This window comes from Chelativorans composti, assembly GCF_039541695.1.
Lineage (GTDB): Bacteria > Pseudomonadota > Alphaproteobacteria > Rhizobiales > Rhizobiaceae > Chelativorans > Chelativorans composti.
In genome coordinates this window covers 52,932-66,875 of the sequence record NZ_BAABGS010000075.1, presented here as the reverse complement: position 1 = coordinate 66,875, position 13,944 = coordinate 52,932, and the positions used below count along the sequence as shown (strand labels likewise).

Annotated in this window: 13 protein-coding genes; 9 read left to right on the top strand and 4 right to left on the bottom strand. The window is 65.1% G+C overall.

Annotated elements, in window-relative coordinates:
* Position 1: 1 nt before the first annotated feature.
* Positions 2-1,099, bottom strand: a complete 1,098-nt coding sequence (locus tag ABD906_RS15525) for a branched-chain amino acid ABC transporter substrate-binding protein (RefSeq protein WP_345100572.1) — start codon at positions 1,097-1,099, stop codon at positions 2-4.
* A 230-nt stretch (positions 1,100-1,329) separates the two neighbouring features.
* Between ABD906_RS15525 and ABD906_RS15520 the strand changes: the two genes are divergently transcribed.
* The 7 genes from ABD906_RS15520 (at position 1,330) to ABD906_RS15490 (ending at position 7,650) form a co-directional block, all read left to right on the top strand.
* Positions 1,330-1,830, top strand: coding sequence for a flavin reductase (locus tag ABD906_RS15520; RefSeq protein WP_345100570.1), 501 nt, complete (start codon positions 1,330-1,332; stop codon positions 1,828-1,830).
* Positions 1,831-1,845: 15 nt separating this feature from the next.
* Entirely contained in the window at positions 1,846-2,775 is a 930-nt protein-coding gene (locus ABD906_RS15515; RefSeq protein ID WP_165278703.1) for an AAA family ATPase, read from the top strand.
* Positions 2,772-4,043 (top strand): vWA domain-containing protein, encoded by a 1,272-nt coding sequence (locus tag ABD906_RS15510; RefSeq protein ID WP_345100568.1) that lies wholly within the window; start codon positions 2,772-2,774, stop codon positions 4,041-4,043. Before ABD906_RS15515 ends, ABD906_RS15510 begins: the two co-directional genes overlap by 4 nt.
* Positions 4,044-4,109: 66 nt before the next feature.
* Complete coding sequence (locus tag ABD906_RS15505) at positions 4,110-4,427, top strand: XdhC family protein (protein ID WP_165278702.1); 318 nt, start codon at positions 4,110-4,112, stop codon at positions 4,425-4,427.
* Positions 4,428-4,433: 6 nt separating this feature from the next.
* A complete protein-coding gene (locus ABD906_RS15500) occupies positions 4,434-5,141 on the top strand; it encodes an XdhC family protein (protein WP_165278701.1) in 708 nt (235 codons plus the stop codon).
* A complete protein-coding gene (locus tag ABD906_RS15495) occupies positions 5,138-6,748 on the top strand; it encodes an NTP transferase domain-containing protein (RefSeq protein WP_345100565.1) in 1,611 nt (536 codons plus the stop codon). The genes ABD906_RS15500 and ABD906_RS15495 overlap by 4 nt, the downstream gene beginning before the upstream one ends.
* Positions 6,745-7,650: an alpha/beta hydrolase gene (locus tag ABD906_RS15490; protein ID WP_378188505.1), complete on the top strand. Its 906-nt coding sequence runs from the start codon at positions 6,745-6,747 to the stop codon at positions 7,648-7,650. The genes ABD906_RS15495 and ABD906_RS15490 overlap by 4 nt, the downstream gene beginning before the upstream one ends.
* Positions 7,651-7,748: 98 nt before the next feature.
* Here the strand turns inward: ABD906_RS15490 and ABD906_RS15485 are convergent, their stop codons facing one another.
* From ABD906_RS15485 to erpA, 3 genes are all read right to left on the bottom strand, one after another.
* Positions 7,749-8,801 carry a DUF1176 domain-containing protein gene (locus ABD906_RS15485; RefSeq protein ID WP_165278699.1) on the bottom strand — a complete coding sequence of 351 codons (1,053 nt, stop codon included), beginning with the start codon at positions 8,799-8,801 and terminating at the stop codon, positions 7,749-7,751.
* 125 nt (positions 8,802-8,926) lie between these two features.
* A complete protein-coding gene (locus ABD906_RS15480; RefSeq protein WP_165278698.1) occupies positions 8,927-10,354 on the bottom strand; it encodes an MATE family efflux transporter in 1,428 nt (475 codons plus the stop codon).
* A 120-nt stretch (positions 10,355-10,474) separates the two neighbouring features.
* Positions 10,475-10,825, bottom strand: a complete 351-nt coding sequence (gene erpA / locus ABD906_RS15475; protein ID WP_165278697.1) for an iron-sulfur cluster insertion protein ErpA — start codon at positions 10,823-10,825, stop codon at positions 10,475-10,477.
* Positions 10,826-10,896: 71 nt separating this feature from the next.
* Here erpA and ABD906_RS15470 point away from each other — a divergent pair, with 71 nt between their 5' ends.
* Together ABD906_RS15470 and argS are read left to right on the top strand one after the other, a co-directional pair.
* Positions 10,897-12,117, top strand: a complete 1,221-nt coding sequence (locus ABD906_RS15470; RefSeq protein ID WP_378188506.1) for a deoxyguanosinetriphosphate triphosphohydrolase — start codon at positions 10,897-10,899, stop codon at positions 12,115-12,117.
* Between the two features lie 55 nt (positions 12,118-12,172).
* Positions 12,173-13,930 carry an arginine--tRNA ligase gene (gene argS, locus ABD906_RS15465; RefSeq protein ID WP_345100560.1) on the top strand — a complete coding sequence of 586 codons (1,758 nt, stop codon included), beginning with the start codon at positions 12,173-12,175 and terminating at the stop codon, positions 13,928-13,930.
* Positions 13,931-13,944 lie beyond the last annotated feature (14 nt).

Below are 13,944 nucleotides of genomic sequence, written 5' to 3'. Positions count from 1 at the left end.
GCTAGTCCTTCTCTTCCATAAAGTGCATGCCGTCATAAGCGTAGAGGCGGTAGAGACTGTTCGCGAGATCGCCCTTGTCGTTGAAGCGGATCACGCCGACCGCGGTGTCGAAGCTGAAGCCCTGCAACTGATCGGTAATCGATGTGCCGTCGGCAGCGGCGGCGCGCGCGGCGCCGGCCGCAATGTCCACGGCGGCATGGCCGAGCAACGTATAGCCTTCTGGGATTATCCCCTCCTGCCTGAACTTGTCGAGCAGGTCAGGGGAGGCAAGCTCCTCCCAGAGCGGTGGGGCGATCATCAACACGCCCTTCGATAGGCGGACCGCGTCGTCGGCCGCCCGCAGCGCCTCGCCGCCGGCCAGCACGACATCGTAGCCGAGCTTGCGGGCATCGCGCGCGATGATGGCGATGTCGGAACGGTCGCCGCCGACGAAGACATGGGTCGCGCCGGAACGGCGCAGCCGGCCGACGAGCCCGATCTGATTGTCGAGGCCGGGGCGGAAGGTGTCGAACAGCACAGGCTTCAGGCCGGCGAGTTCCGCCTCGGCGCGCAGGTGTTCGGCCAGTTCGCGGCCGTAGATCGTGCCGTCGTCAATAATGGCGAAGTGCTTGTCGCGCCAGGCCCTGACCAGCAGGCGGGCGACGGCGTTGGCCTCGTCGTCGAGGCGGGGGGCGATACGCCAGACGAGCCAGCCGGTGCGGTTCTTCGTGTCGGTGATGTTGGGCGTGCGGACGGGCGTGAGGACGGGAATGCCGCGTTCGGTGAGAAGCGGCAGGGCCGCTTCCAGCGACGGCGTGCAGAGGAAGCCGACAACGACGGTTACCTCCGCTTCCAGCAGCTTGCTGGCGGCCTGCTCGCCGCCCTCGGCCGTGCACGAATCATCCACCTCCTCGAGCGCGATGCCATCGTCCTTCACCGCGACGCGGGCACCATTGGCGAACTGCTCGCCGAGCAGGGCGAAGGTTCCGGACAGCGGTGCAACGAGCCCTATCTTCACGTCCTGCGCCCCGGCCGGGGCCATATGTCCCAGCGACACCAGGCCCATGGACAGAAGGGCCAGCCCCGTCATACGCAGCGAATGGGTAATGATACTCCGCACCTGCACCGCACCTATACTCTTGCTTATTCTCTGGTAATCGGACGCGGGCTCCGGTGCAACAGGCGGTACGAGCAACAGTGGCGCAAGACGGTGCGGGCAGGGCCCCTGCCATCCCCCCGCCGGCGAAAAAGACGTGACAATTGCGCTGAAACATTTGCCGGACACGAAATAAATGCTTTCAGTTGCAACTGTTGCCGCTACGCCTATCTTAGACGCAAATGGGGTTTGCCTTGCTGAAGACCAACGAAATCACCTCGCAGCAGTACCGCGATGCCATGGCACAGTTTGCGGGGGCTGTTCACATCGTCACCACAGACGGCGCAGCGGGCAAACGAGGGGTCACGGCCATCGCCGCCTGCTCGGTTTCGGACGATCCTCCGACGGTCCTCGTCTGTCTCAACCGGCAGAACACGTCCAACGAGCTGTTTCTCGAGAATGGAGTATTCGCGCTGAACACGCTGGCCGCCGACCAGCAGCCGATCGCGCATGTTTTCTCCGGACTAGCGGGCGTGCCTGCCGAGGAGCGCTTCGGCTATGGTCGCTGGGAGACGCTGGTGACGGGAGCGCCGGTGCTGAAAGGCGCGCTCGCGGTGTTCGACTGTCAGCTTCTTGAAGCCAAGGAAATGGCGACGCACCGCATCTACTTCGGCCGGGTGAAGGGCATCCTCATCGGCGATCACCGGCGGCCGCTGCTCTATCACGATCGCAAGTACAGGGTGCTGGCCGAATGACAATGGGGAGGAGACATGAACACCACGGCGCCGAGACCGCTTCCCAAGAGCATTGACGAGACGCTGGAGCTGCTTTCCGCGGGCGGCTACGTGGCCGACCGGGCGCTGGCGACTGTTCTCTTCCTCAGCCTCAAGATGAAGCGGCCGTTGTTCCTCGAGGGCGAGGCGGGTGTGGGCAAGACCGAGATCGCCAAGGTTCTGGCCGAGACACTGGGACGCAGGCTCATCCGGCTCCAGTGCTACGAGGGACTGGACGTTTCCTCGGCAGTCTACGAGTGGAACTATGCCGCACAGATGATCGAGATCCGGATGGACGAGGCCGCGGGCCTGACCGACCGGGATCTCATGGAGCGCAATGTCTTTTCCGAGCGCTATCTCATTCGGCGGCCGGTGCTGGAGGCGCTGTCGGGCCTGCCGGGCGAAGCGCCGGTGTTTCTGATCGACGAGCTCGACCGCACGGATGAGGCCTTCGAGGCGTTCCTGCTCGAGATCCTGTCGGACTACCAGGTGACGATCCCCGAGCTCGGCACGATCAAGGCGGCGGAGCCGCCGATCGTCATCATCACCACCAACCGCACACGCGAGATCCACGACGCGCTCAAACGCCGCTGCCTCTATCACTGGGTGGACTATCCGGATGCGGAACGGGAGCTCGAGATCGTCCGACGCAAGGTGCCGGGCGCGAAAGAGCAGCTGTCGCGCGAGGTAGTGGCCTTCGTGCAGAAGCTGCGGCAGATCGACCTGTTCAAGGTGCCGGGCGTGGCCGAAACCATCGACTGGGCGACGGCGCTCACCGAGCTCGACAAGCTGGCGCTCGATCCCGAGACCGTGTCCGATACGCTGGGCGTGCTGCTCAAGTACCAGGATGACATTGCGCGGATGCAGTCGGGCGAGGCGGTGAAGATCCTCAGCGAGGTCAAGGCTGAGCTCAGCACGGGTGCATGATGGGGGACGGGCATCCGCTTGCAGCGACTGAACGGGCCGATCCCGACGGACGGCTCGCCGACAACATCGTCTATTTCGCGCGCGTGTTGCGCAAGGCGGGCCCGCGGGTTGGACCAGGAGCGGTGGCGGACGCCGTCTCCGCCGTGCTCGCCGCGGGCATCGGCTCGCGCGAGGACTTCTATTGGACACTGCATTCGGTGCTCGTGAACCGGCGCGAGGACCATGCGGTCTTCGACGCGGCCTTCAACATGTTCTGGCGCTCGCGCGGAGTGGTGGAGAAGATGCTCTCGCTCCTGTTGCCGGTCGCGCCGGCGGGTGCGGAGAAGGAAAAGCCGAAGGCGGGCGAGACGCGGGCCACCGACGCGATGTTCAACCGGGACAAGGAGAACGAGCGCGTCAAGTGGGAAGAAGTCGAGATCGACGCGCGGCTGAGCCTCTCGGCGAACGAAGTGCTCCGCACCAAGGATTTCGCGCAGATGACGGCGGAAGAGATCGCCCTCGCCAAGCGCGCGATGAAGGAGCTTGTCCTGCCTGACGATCTGGTGGCGACGCGCCGCTACCGCGCAGATCCCTCCGGCCGCAGGATCGACCCGCGCGCGATGATGCGCGCAGCGCTCCGGACCGGCGGCGACCTCATCCTGCCGCGGTTCCGCTCGCCGCGCGTGGTGCATCCGCCGCTGGTGATCCTTGCCGACATTTCCGGCTCGATGAGCCAGTATTCGCGCATCTTCCTGCATTTTCTGCACGCTCTCACCGAGCGACGGCGCAAGGTGCACAGTTTCGTGTTCGGCACGCGGCTTACCAATCTCACGCGGCAATTGCGCCACCGCGACCCGGACGAGGCGCTGGCGGAATGCGCGGCGGCGGTGAAAGACTGGTCGGGCGGCACAAGGATCGGCGAGGCGATCGCCACATTCAACCGGCTCTGGTCGCGGCGTGTGCTGGGGCAGGGGGCCGTGGTGCTGCTCATCACCGACGGGCTGGAGCGCGATGACGTGAGCGTGCTGGCGCATGAGATGGAGCGGCTGCACAAGTCCTGCCGCAGACTTGTCTGGCTCAATCCGCTTTTGCGTTACGAGGGATTTCAGCCGCTCGCGCGCGGCATGCAGGCGATGCTCCCGCACGTGGACGAGCTCAGGCCCATCCATAACCTGAATTCGCTGGCCGACCTTTGCGCGTCGCTGACGGAGATTTCGCGGCGGTGCCATCCGGCGTCCGGCGCACGGGGCTTGGCAAGGCCGCAAGCTCGGCATCATACTGTCGCATAACGATACTGTCGCATAACGACGATCCGGCGATGCCATGCCGGATGGTGAGCATCGGAGGTGGGAACCATGCAGGAAAATGATCCACTGATGATCGCCGAGGAATGGATGAAGGCGGGGCGAAACGTTGCCATCGCCACCGTCATCGAGACCTGGGGATCGGCGCCGCGACCGGTCGGCAGCCATCTGGTGATCGACGCCGACGGCAATTTCGAGGGCTCTGTCTCGGGTGGCTGCGTGGAAGGCGCCGTGGTGGCCGAGGCCGCCGACGTGATTGCCAGCGGCGAGCCCCGGATGCTCGAGTTCGGCGTGGCGGACGAGACCGCCTGGCGGGTCGGCCTCTCCTGCGGCGGACGCATCAAGGTCTACGTGGAACGGCTGGGCTGAAACGGCATGGATCCCTATTCCCTCAAGAAACTGAACGAATTGCGCCGCGCGCGGCGAGCGGCCATCCTTGTCACCGACCTCGGCGATGGGCGCGACCGTGTGGTCGCCGAAGGCGATCCGGTCGCGGGCCAACTCGGGGCGCACATCGCCAATGCCTTCCGCTCGGGCCGCTCCGTCACGGTGGAGGCGGAGGGGCGGCAGTTCTTTCTCAACGTCCACGTGCCGCCGCCGAGGCTCGTCATCATCGGCGCGGTTCACATCAGCCAGGCGCTGGCGCCCATGGCGAAGATCGCCGGCTTCGACGTGCACATCATCGACCCTCGCACGGCCTTCGCGTCGGCAGAACGCTTCCCCGACGTGCGGCTTGATGCCGAATGGCCGGAGGTGGTGCTCGGACGCGAGCCGCTCGATCCCTATTGCGCGCTGGCAGCGGTCACCCACGATCCGAAGATCGACGACTATCCGCTGAAAGCCGCGCTCGAGGCGGGATGCTTCTATGTTGGCGCGCTCGGCAGCCGGAAGACGCATTCCAAGCGCGTCGAGCGGCTAACAGAAGCGGGAGTGTTGCCGGAGGCGATCGCCCGTATCCATGCACCGATCGGGCTTAACATCGGCGCATCGAGCCCGGCGGAGATCGCGGTGGCAGTGCTGGCGGAAGTGATCCAGGCATTTCGGACGCGGGGTCTCCAAGAGGACGGGGAGGTGGCAGCTTGAAATTCGGTGTCTTCAGACTGGAGGAGGCTGAAGGCGCACTGCTCGCCCATGCGATCAATGTTGACGGCAGGCGCATTCCCAAGGCGCACCGCCTGACAGCCGGAGACATTGCCAGTCTCCGCGCGGCCGGAATCGGGCAGGTGACGGCAGCGAAGCTGGATGAGGGCGACCTCGACGAGGACGAGGCTGCGGCGCGCATTGCCGCAGCGCTGCGTTTCGACAATGTCGAGGTGCGCGCGCCGGCCACGGGCCGCGTCAATCTCCATGCGACGGCGGCAGGCCTGTTCACCGTCGACGCGGTGCTGATCGACGCGGTGAACAGCGTCGATCCCGCCATCACCATTGCCACGCTTGCCCCCAACACAAGCGTGGAAGCGGGGCAGATGGTGGCCACCATCAAGGTCATTCCCTTTGCCGTGCCGGAACGGCTGGTGGCGGATGCGGAACTCATCTGCCGGCAGCGCGAGGCCTTTGCCGTCCGCCCCTTCCGTGCGCGGAAGGTTGGCCTCGTCCAGACGGAGCTTCCCATCCTGAAGACGAGCGTGCTCGACAAAACCGCGCGCATCACCCAGGGGCGGCTTGCGCGCTCGGGGAGCAGCATCACGCGCGAGATCCGCGCGGCCCACGACGAGAGTGCGGTGGCGGAAGCCATCCGCACGCTGATTGCCGACAACGATATGGTCATCGTCTTCGGCGCGTCGGCGGTGTGCGACGAGGATGACGTGATCCCGGCAGCGATCCGCCTTGCAGGCGGAACGGTGGAGCGGATCGGCATGCCGGTCGACCCCGGCAACCTGCTCATTCTCGGTCGCCTTGGTGACAAGCCGGTGCTCGGCGCGCCGGGCTGCGCCCGCAGCCCCAAGCTCAACGGCTTCGACTGGGTGCTTGACCGTATCCTGGCGGATGTGGAGGTGACGCCGAAGGTGCTCGCGGGCATGGGCGTCGGCGGGCTGCTGATGGAAATTCCCACCCGGCCGCAGCTGCGCGAGGCGGCTGACAGGCCAAAGGCGGTGACGGTTGGCGCCATGCTGCTGGCGGCCGGGCGTTCGAGCCGCATGGGAACGGGCAACAAGCTGTTGTCGGAATTCGATGGCGAGGCGCTGGTGCGCCGATCGGCGAAGCGGGTGCTCGCCAGCCGGACGGCCTTCTCGGTCGCCGTGCTCGGCCATCAGGCGGAAGAGGTGGGCGAGGCACTCGACGGGCTGGCCATCGAGCGCGTGATCAATCCGGATTACGCTGACGGGCTTTCCTCCTCGCTCAAGGCAGGCATCCGCGCCATGCCGGAAACGGTCGCGGGCGCGCTCATCGTACTGGCCGATATGCCTGCGGTAACAACGCAAGACCTTGACCGCATGATCGACGCCTTCGTGCAGGCGGGCGGCAAGGCGATCGTGCGCGCCACCCACGGCGGCAAGCGCGGCAATCCGGTCATCCTGCCGCGCGCTCTCTTCCCGGAGGTTATGGAGCTGGAAGGGGACACGGGCGCGCGGCGGATCATCGAAACGGCGGCGCTCGAGGTCGTCGACGTGGAACTCGGCCCGGCGGCGAGCCTCGACGTGGACACGCCCGACGTGCTTCAAGCGGCAGGAGGCGTGCTGCGACGGTGACGAGCTTCTGTCGCCGCCCGGGACGCCTGATCCGCGCCGTGCTGATCGCGGCGGCAGCTCTGCTGTCGTCCCCGGCGCCCGTCGCGGCCTTCGAGCTTGCCCCGTTCAAGGACGGGCTGTTCGCCTATCCCGGCATCCTGGCGATGGACGACAACGGCTACCGGATGGTCGTCGACTACCAGGAGAAACGCGACATTCACCAGCGCGACGAGGTGCCTGAGAAGAAGGTACGCGGCGCCTACGTCGACCTCTCCCCCCGGCGCGTTCAGCGGGAGGCAGTGCTTGAGACGCTGTTCGGCTCCGTGCGCCACATGACGGTGGGCCGCACGAAGGGTGCCCGTCTCATCACCATCTATCTGCACGGGCAGGGCGGCAACCGCCTGCAGGGCGTTAACGACTACACCTTCGGCGGCAACTTCAACCGCATCAAGAATCTCATGGTCCGCAACGGCGGCCTCTATCTCTCGCCTGATGTGAGCAACTTCGGCGACATGGGGGCGGCGCAGATCGCCGTTCTGATCCGCCACTACCGGGAAGCTTCACCCGGCGCGCCGGTCATCATCGCCTGCGGCTCGATGGGCGGCGCGCTGTGCTGGAAGCTCGCCGACCGCCCGGACATCTCGCCGCTGCTGGGTGGCATCCTGCTGCTCGGCTCCATGTGGCAGAACGATTTCCGCAACGTGGCGGCAATACACCTGCGCGTGCCCATCCTGATCGGGCACGGAAGCCAGGACCGCGTGTTTCCGGTCGGGGCGGTGGAAAGCTTTCACCGCAAGGTCCGAAAGGCGTTTCCGGGCTATCCGATCCGCTTCGTCCGCTTCGAGACGGGCTCGCACGGCACGCCAATCCGCATGATCGATTGGCGCGACGCCATCAACTGGATGCTCTCCGCGCGGGGGTGAGGCATCTGCTCATCGCTGGCGATGGCCGTTGCCCCGCACATGCCAGCGACCGTTCTGGGACCGGGCAGTACCAGCAAAGCGGCAACAATCCCCGTCAATCAGGGCGCGGTATCGTAATCCAGCACGGTTACCGGGTTGATCTCGCCATCATAGGACGGGTCCACTTCGTATTTCACCAGCGTGAACTTGCCCTGCCGGAACAGCCAGGTGCCGCTCGAGAAGGCATCGCCCAACCCACGCCACTTGCTGTGAGAAGTGATGGTCATCGAGTCCGGATCGTAGTCGGAGTTCACCAGCATGTTTTCGGCCTGATAACCGACGATCCTGATGTCGGTCGCCGGCTTCTCGCTGTCGTCGTCCTCGTAGGTGATCTCCAGCTCCGGCGTGGCAAAGGCGAGGGGGACGATGGACCCCGTCAGGTCGCTCCGGACGAGATAGGCATGCACCTCGTTGTAGGCGCCGCGGTAACAGAAGAAGCGGAACAGATCGAGCTCCTCGTCCGGCGTGTCCTCCGAGCCCCAGGAAGGACGCCAGCTGATGCGGTAATGCCGCGGCGCGTCGTCCTCCTCCTCGGTGTCGGAGATCTGGCATTCGCCGCCGTAAATCGCCCTGAACGCCTCGCGCGCCTGCTGAAGCAGAAGCTCGTCCTCCGTCCGCTCCGGCTCGTCGTCGCTGCAGCGCGTGGGCAGGACGGCCGCCAGATCGCCATTGGCGGGGCGCAGTCTGCCCGACTCGATCACCATCGGCGTGTAGGGCGTGGTCTGCGCGGTCGGGCTCGACAGACGCAGGACATAGCAGCCGGCGAACACATGCGCCTCGCCATTGGTGTTCTGCGCGAGAATGGCGACGGGCAGGTGATAGCGTACCGTTCCCGCTCCCGCATCCGCAAAGGGTACGCCGGTCAGGACCTCGACGCTCTGCGTGCCGGCAAAGCCCTTCTCGTAGTCGTCGAAGGACGGGGCCGGCGGATCGGCGAAGTAGCTGTAGGCGCGTCCGTACTCGTGCCGGTTGATCGCGTTGTAGAGCGAGCGGATGAGCTGCTGCGGCCTCGAACGGTCATCGAGATAGGGCGGCTGGGACTGGGCAACGGCGGGTATGGCCTGGGCGAAAACAGCCAGGCTGGCGGCTGCAAGCAGCTGGATCGGCCTCATGGAGCCTCCTTACTTATCCGAATCCGCATCTCGCAAGAGCATAGCACGCGATCGTACAAACAGAAGGCGGCAGCGTCTGCGGGGACGCTGCCGCCTTACGGTGATGCAATGGGGTGGAACCCGGGTCAGTCGCGCACCAGGATCGCCTGAAACGCCATCTCGTTCTCACGGAAGTGCTTCAGCCGGTCCAGCCAGCGATGGAACAGGAGAAGCGCCACAACCACGAGACCGATGCAGAGGCCCGTCCAGATACCCGCGCCACCAAGGCCGAAGCCGAAGCCCAGCACGAGGCTCGCGGTCATGCCGATCAGCCAGTAGCCGATGCCCGCGTAGATCATCGGCAGGGTCGTGTCGTGCAGTCCGCGAAGCATGCCGGAGGTCACCGCCTGCGCGCCGTCGGCGATCTGGAAGATTGCGGCGAAGACGAGGAACGTCGTCGCCAGGGCGACGACCGGCTGGTTCTCCGGCGCGCTCACGTCGAGATATACGCCGATGAGCAGGCGCGGAGCAAACAGCATCAGCAGCGCCATGAAGGCCATGAAGGAGATGCTGAGGACGAAGGCGGCCCAGCCCGCGCGGGTCACGCCGTCCAGATCGCCACGGCCGGCGGAGCGGCCTACGCGCACGGTCACGGCCTGTCCCAGCCCCATCGGGAACATGAAGCTGATCGAGGCGATGGAGATGGCGATGCTGTGGGCGGCCACCGTCACCGTGTCGAAGCGGCCCATCAGCATGGCGGCGATGTTGAAGATCGAGACCTCGAAGGTCATGATGCCGGAGATCGGCAGGCCGAGCTTCAGCATGGACTTCAGGCGCGGCCAGTCGGATCGCCAGAAGTTGCCGAACAGGTGGAAGCGGCGGAACTGGCGGTCGCAGAGGATGACAGCCACCAGTCCCAGAAACAGAAGCGTGCAGGAGAGGGTGGTGGCGATGCCGGCACCGAACAATCCCAGGGCCGGGAAGCCGAAACGACCGAAGATCAGCGTCCAGGCGGCGAGCGCATTGAAGGAGACGGCGAGGAAGGCAATCAGCATTGCCCAGCCCGGGCGCTCGAGGGCGGCAAGGAAGGATCGCAGGACGATATAGCAGAAGAAGGGCAGCATCGCCCATTGCAGCGTCAGCATGTATTCGGCCGCGTCCGCGCTGAGCCGCTCGTTCGCGGTGATGAGCAGAAGCAGGTCCTCCGCGTGCCAGAGGATGGTCCACATGACGGCGCAAGTCATCACTGCGAGCCACAGCGCCTGGCGCACCGTGCGGCGGACGTCGCGGACCATGTGGAGCTTGCGCCCGATCGCCTGAGCCATCATCGGGGAGGAGGCAAGCACCAGGCCCATGCCGGCAATGGTGAAGAGGAAGTAGAGATTGTGACCCAGGGTGCCCGCGGCCAACGCTTCCGGCGAAAGGCGGCCGAGCAGCATGACGTCCGTCGCCGTCATCGCCGTCTGCGCCAGATTGGTGAGCACCATCGGCCAGGCGAGACGGATGGTCGCCCGGATTTCGGAAAGCCAAGAATTCTGCTGCGGAAGCGTTACTCCTGCCTCAAGCACGGACATGGGGATTATCCAAAAAATAGAGCGGCTGCCATACAGCCGCTTCAAAAACAATCATTTGTATGATCGGTCTCTAGCATGGATGGCGTCGAAACGCCAACCTGGCAACAGTTCACGAGATGGTCAGATCGAGAAACTGGTGCCGCAACCGCAGGAGGCGACAGCGTTGGGGTTGTTGATGCGGAACGACTGGCCCATCAGGTCGTCCACGAAATCGACCTCCGAACCGCCCATGTAGACCAGCGAGATCTCGTCCACGAAGAGCTTCGCCCCGTCACGCTCGAACACGCGGTCGTCGTCGTTCAGGGTGTCGGTGAGCTCGATGCGGTAGGAAAAGCCGGAGCATCCGCCGCCGTCCACGGCAATGCGCAGCGCGATCTTGTCCGGCTCCTCGGCCAGAATCTGCTTGATGCGCGCGGCAGCTGCTTCCGTTAGCGTCACGCCCTTCATGTCGATTTTCGCATCAACGCCCATTGGTGATCACCTTGCGTTCGCTTATGTGCCATAGGTATGAACGTGCGGGCATCAAGTCAACAAGCGGCACAATGACGATTTCCCATTCCCTCGACAGCATCGGTTTCGGCTACCGGCCGCGCGCGGCCTACGCCTGCGACCCGGCGAGGTCGCGGGGGCGGCTGCATCCGGAGCCGGCGAGTCCGACACGGACGCCCTTCCAGCGCGACCGCGACCGGATCATCCATTCGACCGCGTTCCGAAGGCTCAAGCACAAGACGCAGGTGTTCATCGCCCATGAGGGCGACCACTACCGCGAACGGCTCACGCATACGATCGAGGTGGCGCAGATCGCCCGGGCGCTCGCGCGGGCATTGTGCTGCGACGAGGATCTCGCGGAGGCCATTGCGCTGGTGCACGACTTCGGTCACACGCCGTTCGGGCACACGGGCGAGGACGCGCTGGACGAGAAAATGGCCGCGTGGGGTGGCTTCGACCATAACGCCCAGTCGCTGCGCATCGTCACCCGGCTTGAACATCGCTATGCGGAGTTCGACGGGCTCAACCTCTCGTGGGAGACCCTGGAAGGGCTCGTCAAGCACAATGGTCCGCTGATGGATGCCGAGGGCAACGGCCTGCGCGGCCCGGTGCACCCGACCATCCTTGCCTACAACTCGATCAACGATCTCGAACTTGCGAGCTACGCCAGCATCGAGGCACAGTGCGCGGCCATCGCCGACGACATCGCCTATAACGCGCATGACATCGACGACGGGTTGCGTTCCGGGCTGCTCACGCTGCCGATGCTGGAGGAAGTGGCGCTGCCGGGCCGGATCCTGCGGCTCGTGCGCCAGCACTATCCCGGACTCGATCCGGTGCGCACGACCCACGAGCTGGTGCGGCGGCAGATCACCATGATGGTCGAGGACGTCATCATCACCGCCCGCGAGAAGCTTGACCGGCTGGCGCCGCAGTCGCCCGACGCGGTGCGCGCGGCGGGCGAGACGATCGTGACCTTCTCCGGCGCCATGGCCGAGCAGGAGAGGGAGCTCAAGCGCTTTCTCTACAAGAACCTCTACCGGCATCCGTCGGTGGTGGCAGTGCGGGCAAAGGCGGACCAGGTGGTGCGCGACCTGTTCGACGCCTATTTCGCCGATCCCATGCTCATGCCATCCGATTGGTGTCAGGGGCTCGATGAGGCCGACGAGGGAGTGCGGGCGATTGCCATCGCCGACTTCCTGGCGGGCATGACAGACACCTACGCGCTCAAGGAACATCAGCGTCTGTTTGACCGCACACCAGAATTGCGTTAGGGCGCTGGCTGAAGAAGACCGCAGTTGCGGCAACCAAAGATCTGGACAACCACCAATGAACATCTTCGCAGATTTTTCCGCCCGGGTGAAAAAGGCCATCGAAACGCTTGGCCTGCAGCCCAGGGATGGCGGCATCCTCGACGTGACGCGCGTGACCGTCGAGCCGCCGCGGGACGCCAGCCACGGCGACCTCGCCACCAATGCAGCGATGGTGCTGGCGAAGGCCGTTGGCGAAAATCCGCGGGCGCTGGCCGAGAAGCTCGCGGCCGAACTCGGCAGGGATCCTGACGTCGCCGAGGCGACGGTCGCCGGCCCGGGCTTCGTCAACCTGCGCCTGAGCCAGGCGTTCTGGCACCGCCAGTTGGACGAGATCCTCGACGAGGGTACCGACTACGGCCGCTCCAATCTCGGCGGCGGCAAGAAGGTCAACGTCGAGTACGTCTCCGCGAACCCGACGGGCCCGATGCACGTCGGCCATTGCCGCGGCGCCGTGGTGGGCGACGCGCTGGCAAACCTGCTCGCCTTCACCGGCCACGATGTGACGCGCGAGTACTACATCAACGATGCCGGCGCGCAGATCGACGTGCTCGGCCGCTCGGCCATGCTGCGCTACCGCGAGGCGCTGGGTGAGCAGATCGGCGAGATCCCGGCCGGCCTTTATCCGGGCGACTATCTCAAGCCCGTGGGCGAGGCGCTGGCGAAGGAATACGGCACGAAGCTCCTCGAGATGCCGGAGGCCGAGGCGCTCGCCATCGTCAAGGACAAGGCTGTCGAGATGATGATGGCGATGATCCGCGACGACCTCGCGGCGCTCAACGTCCATCACGACGTGTTCTTCTCGGAGCGGTCACTGCACGCGGCCAATGGCGGAGCCATCCGCTCGGCTATCAACGATCTCACCCTCAAGGGCCATGTCTACAAGGGCAAGCTGCCGCCGCCCAAGGGCCAGCTGCCGGAGGACTGGGAGGATCGCGAGCAGACGCTGTTCCGTTCGACCGAGGTCGGCGACGACATCGACCGCCCGCTCATCAAGTCGGACGGCAGCTTCACCTATTTCGCCGCCGACGTCGCCTACATGAAGGACAAGTACGAGCGGGGCTTCGAGCACCTGATCTACATCCTTGGCGCGGACCACGGCGGTTACGTGAAGCGCCTGGAGGCGCTGGCCCGGGCGCTTTCAGGCGGCAAGCTGAAGCTTACGGTATTGCTCTGCCAGCTGGTCAAGCTCTTCCGCGGCGGCGAGCCGGTGCGCATGTCCAAGCGGGCGGGCGAGTTCGTCACGCTGCGCGACGTCATCGACGAGGTGGGCCGCGATCCCGTCCGCTTCATGATGCTCTACCGCAAGAGCGACGCGCCGCTGGACTTCGACTTCCAGAAGGTGACGGAGCAGTCGAAGGACAATCCGGTCTTTTACGTGCAGTACGCCTCGGCACGCTGCCACTCCGTCTTCCGCCAGGCGAGGGAGCAGTTCCCCGGCGTCGAATTTTCGCGCGAGGACCTGAAGAAATACGCGCATCTCCTTGTCGATGAAGGAGAATTGGCCCTGATCCGAAAGCTGGTGGAATACCCGCGCATGCTCGAGGGAGCGGCGCTTGCCATGGAGCCTCACCGAATTGCCTTCTACCTCTATGACCTTGCCAGCATGTTCCATGCGCAATGGAACAGAGGTACCGATACGGAATCGTTACGTTTTGTTAAGGTTAACGACCGAGAGTTAACGGCGGCCAGGCTTGGATTGGTGCAGGCTGTACTGGATGTACTGTCCTCCGGTCTTGCGCTGATCGGGGCAGAGGCACCGGCAGAAATGCGATAATACCAAAGCATTTA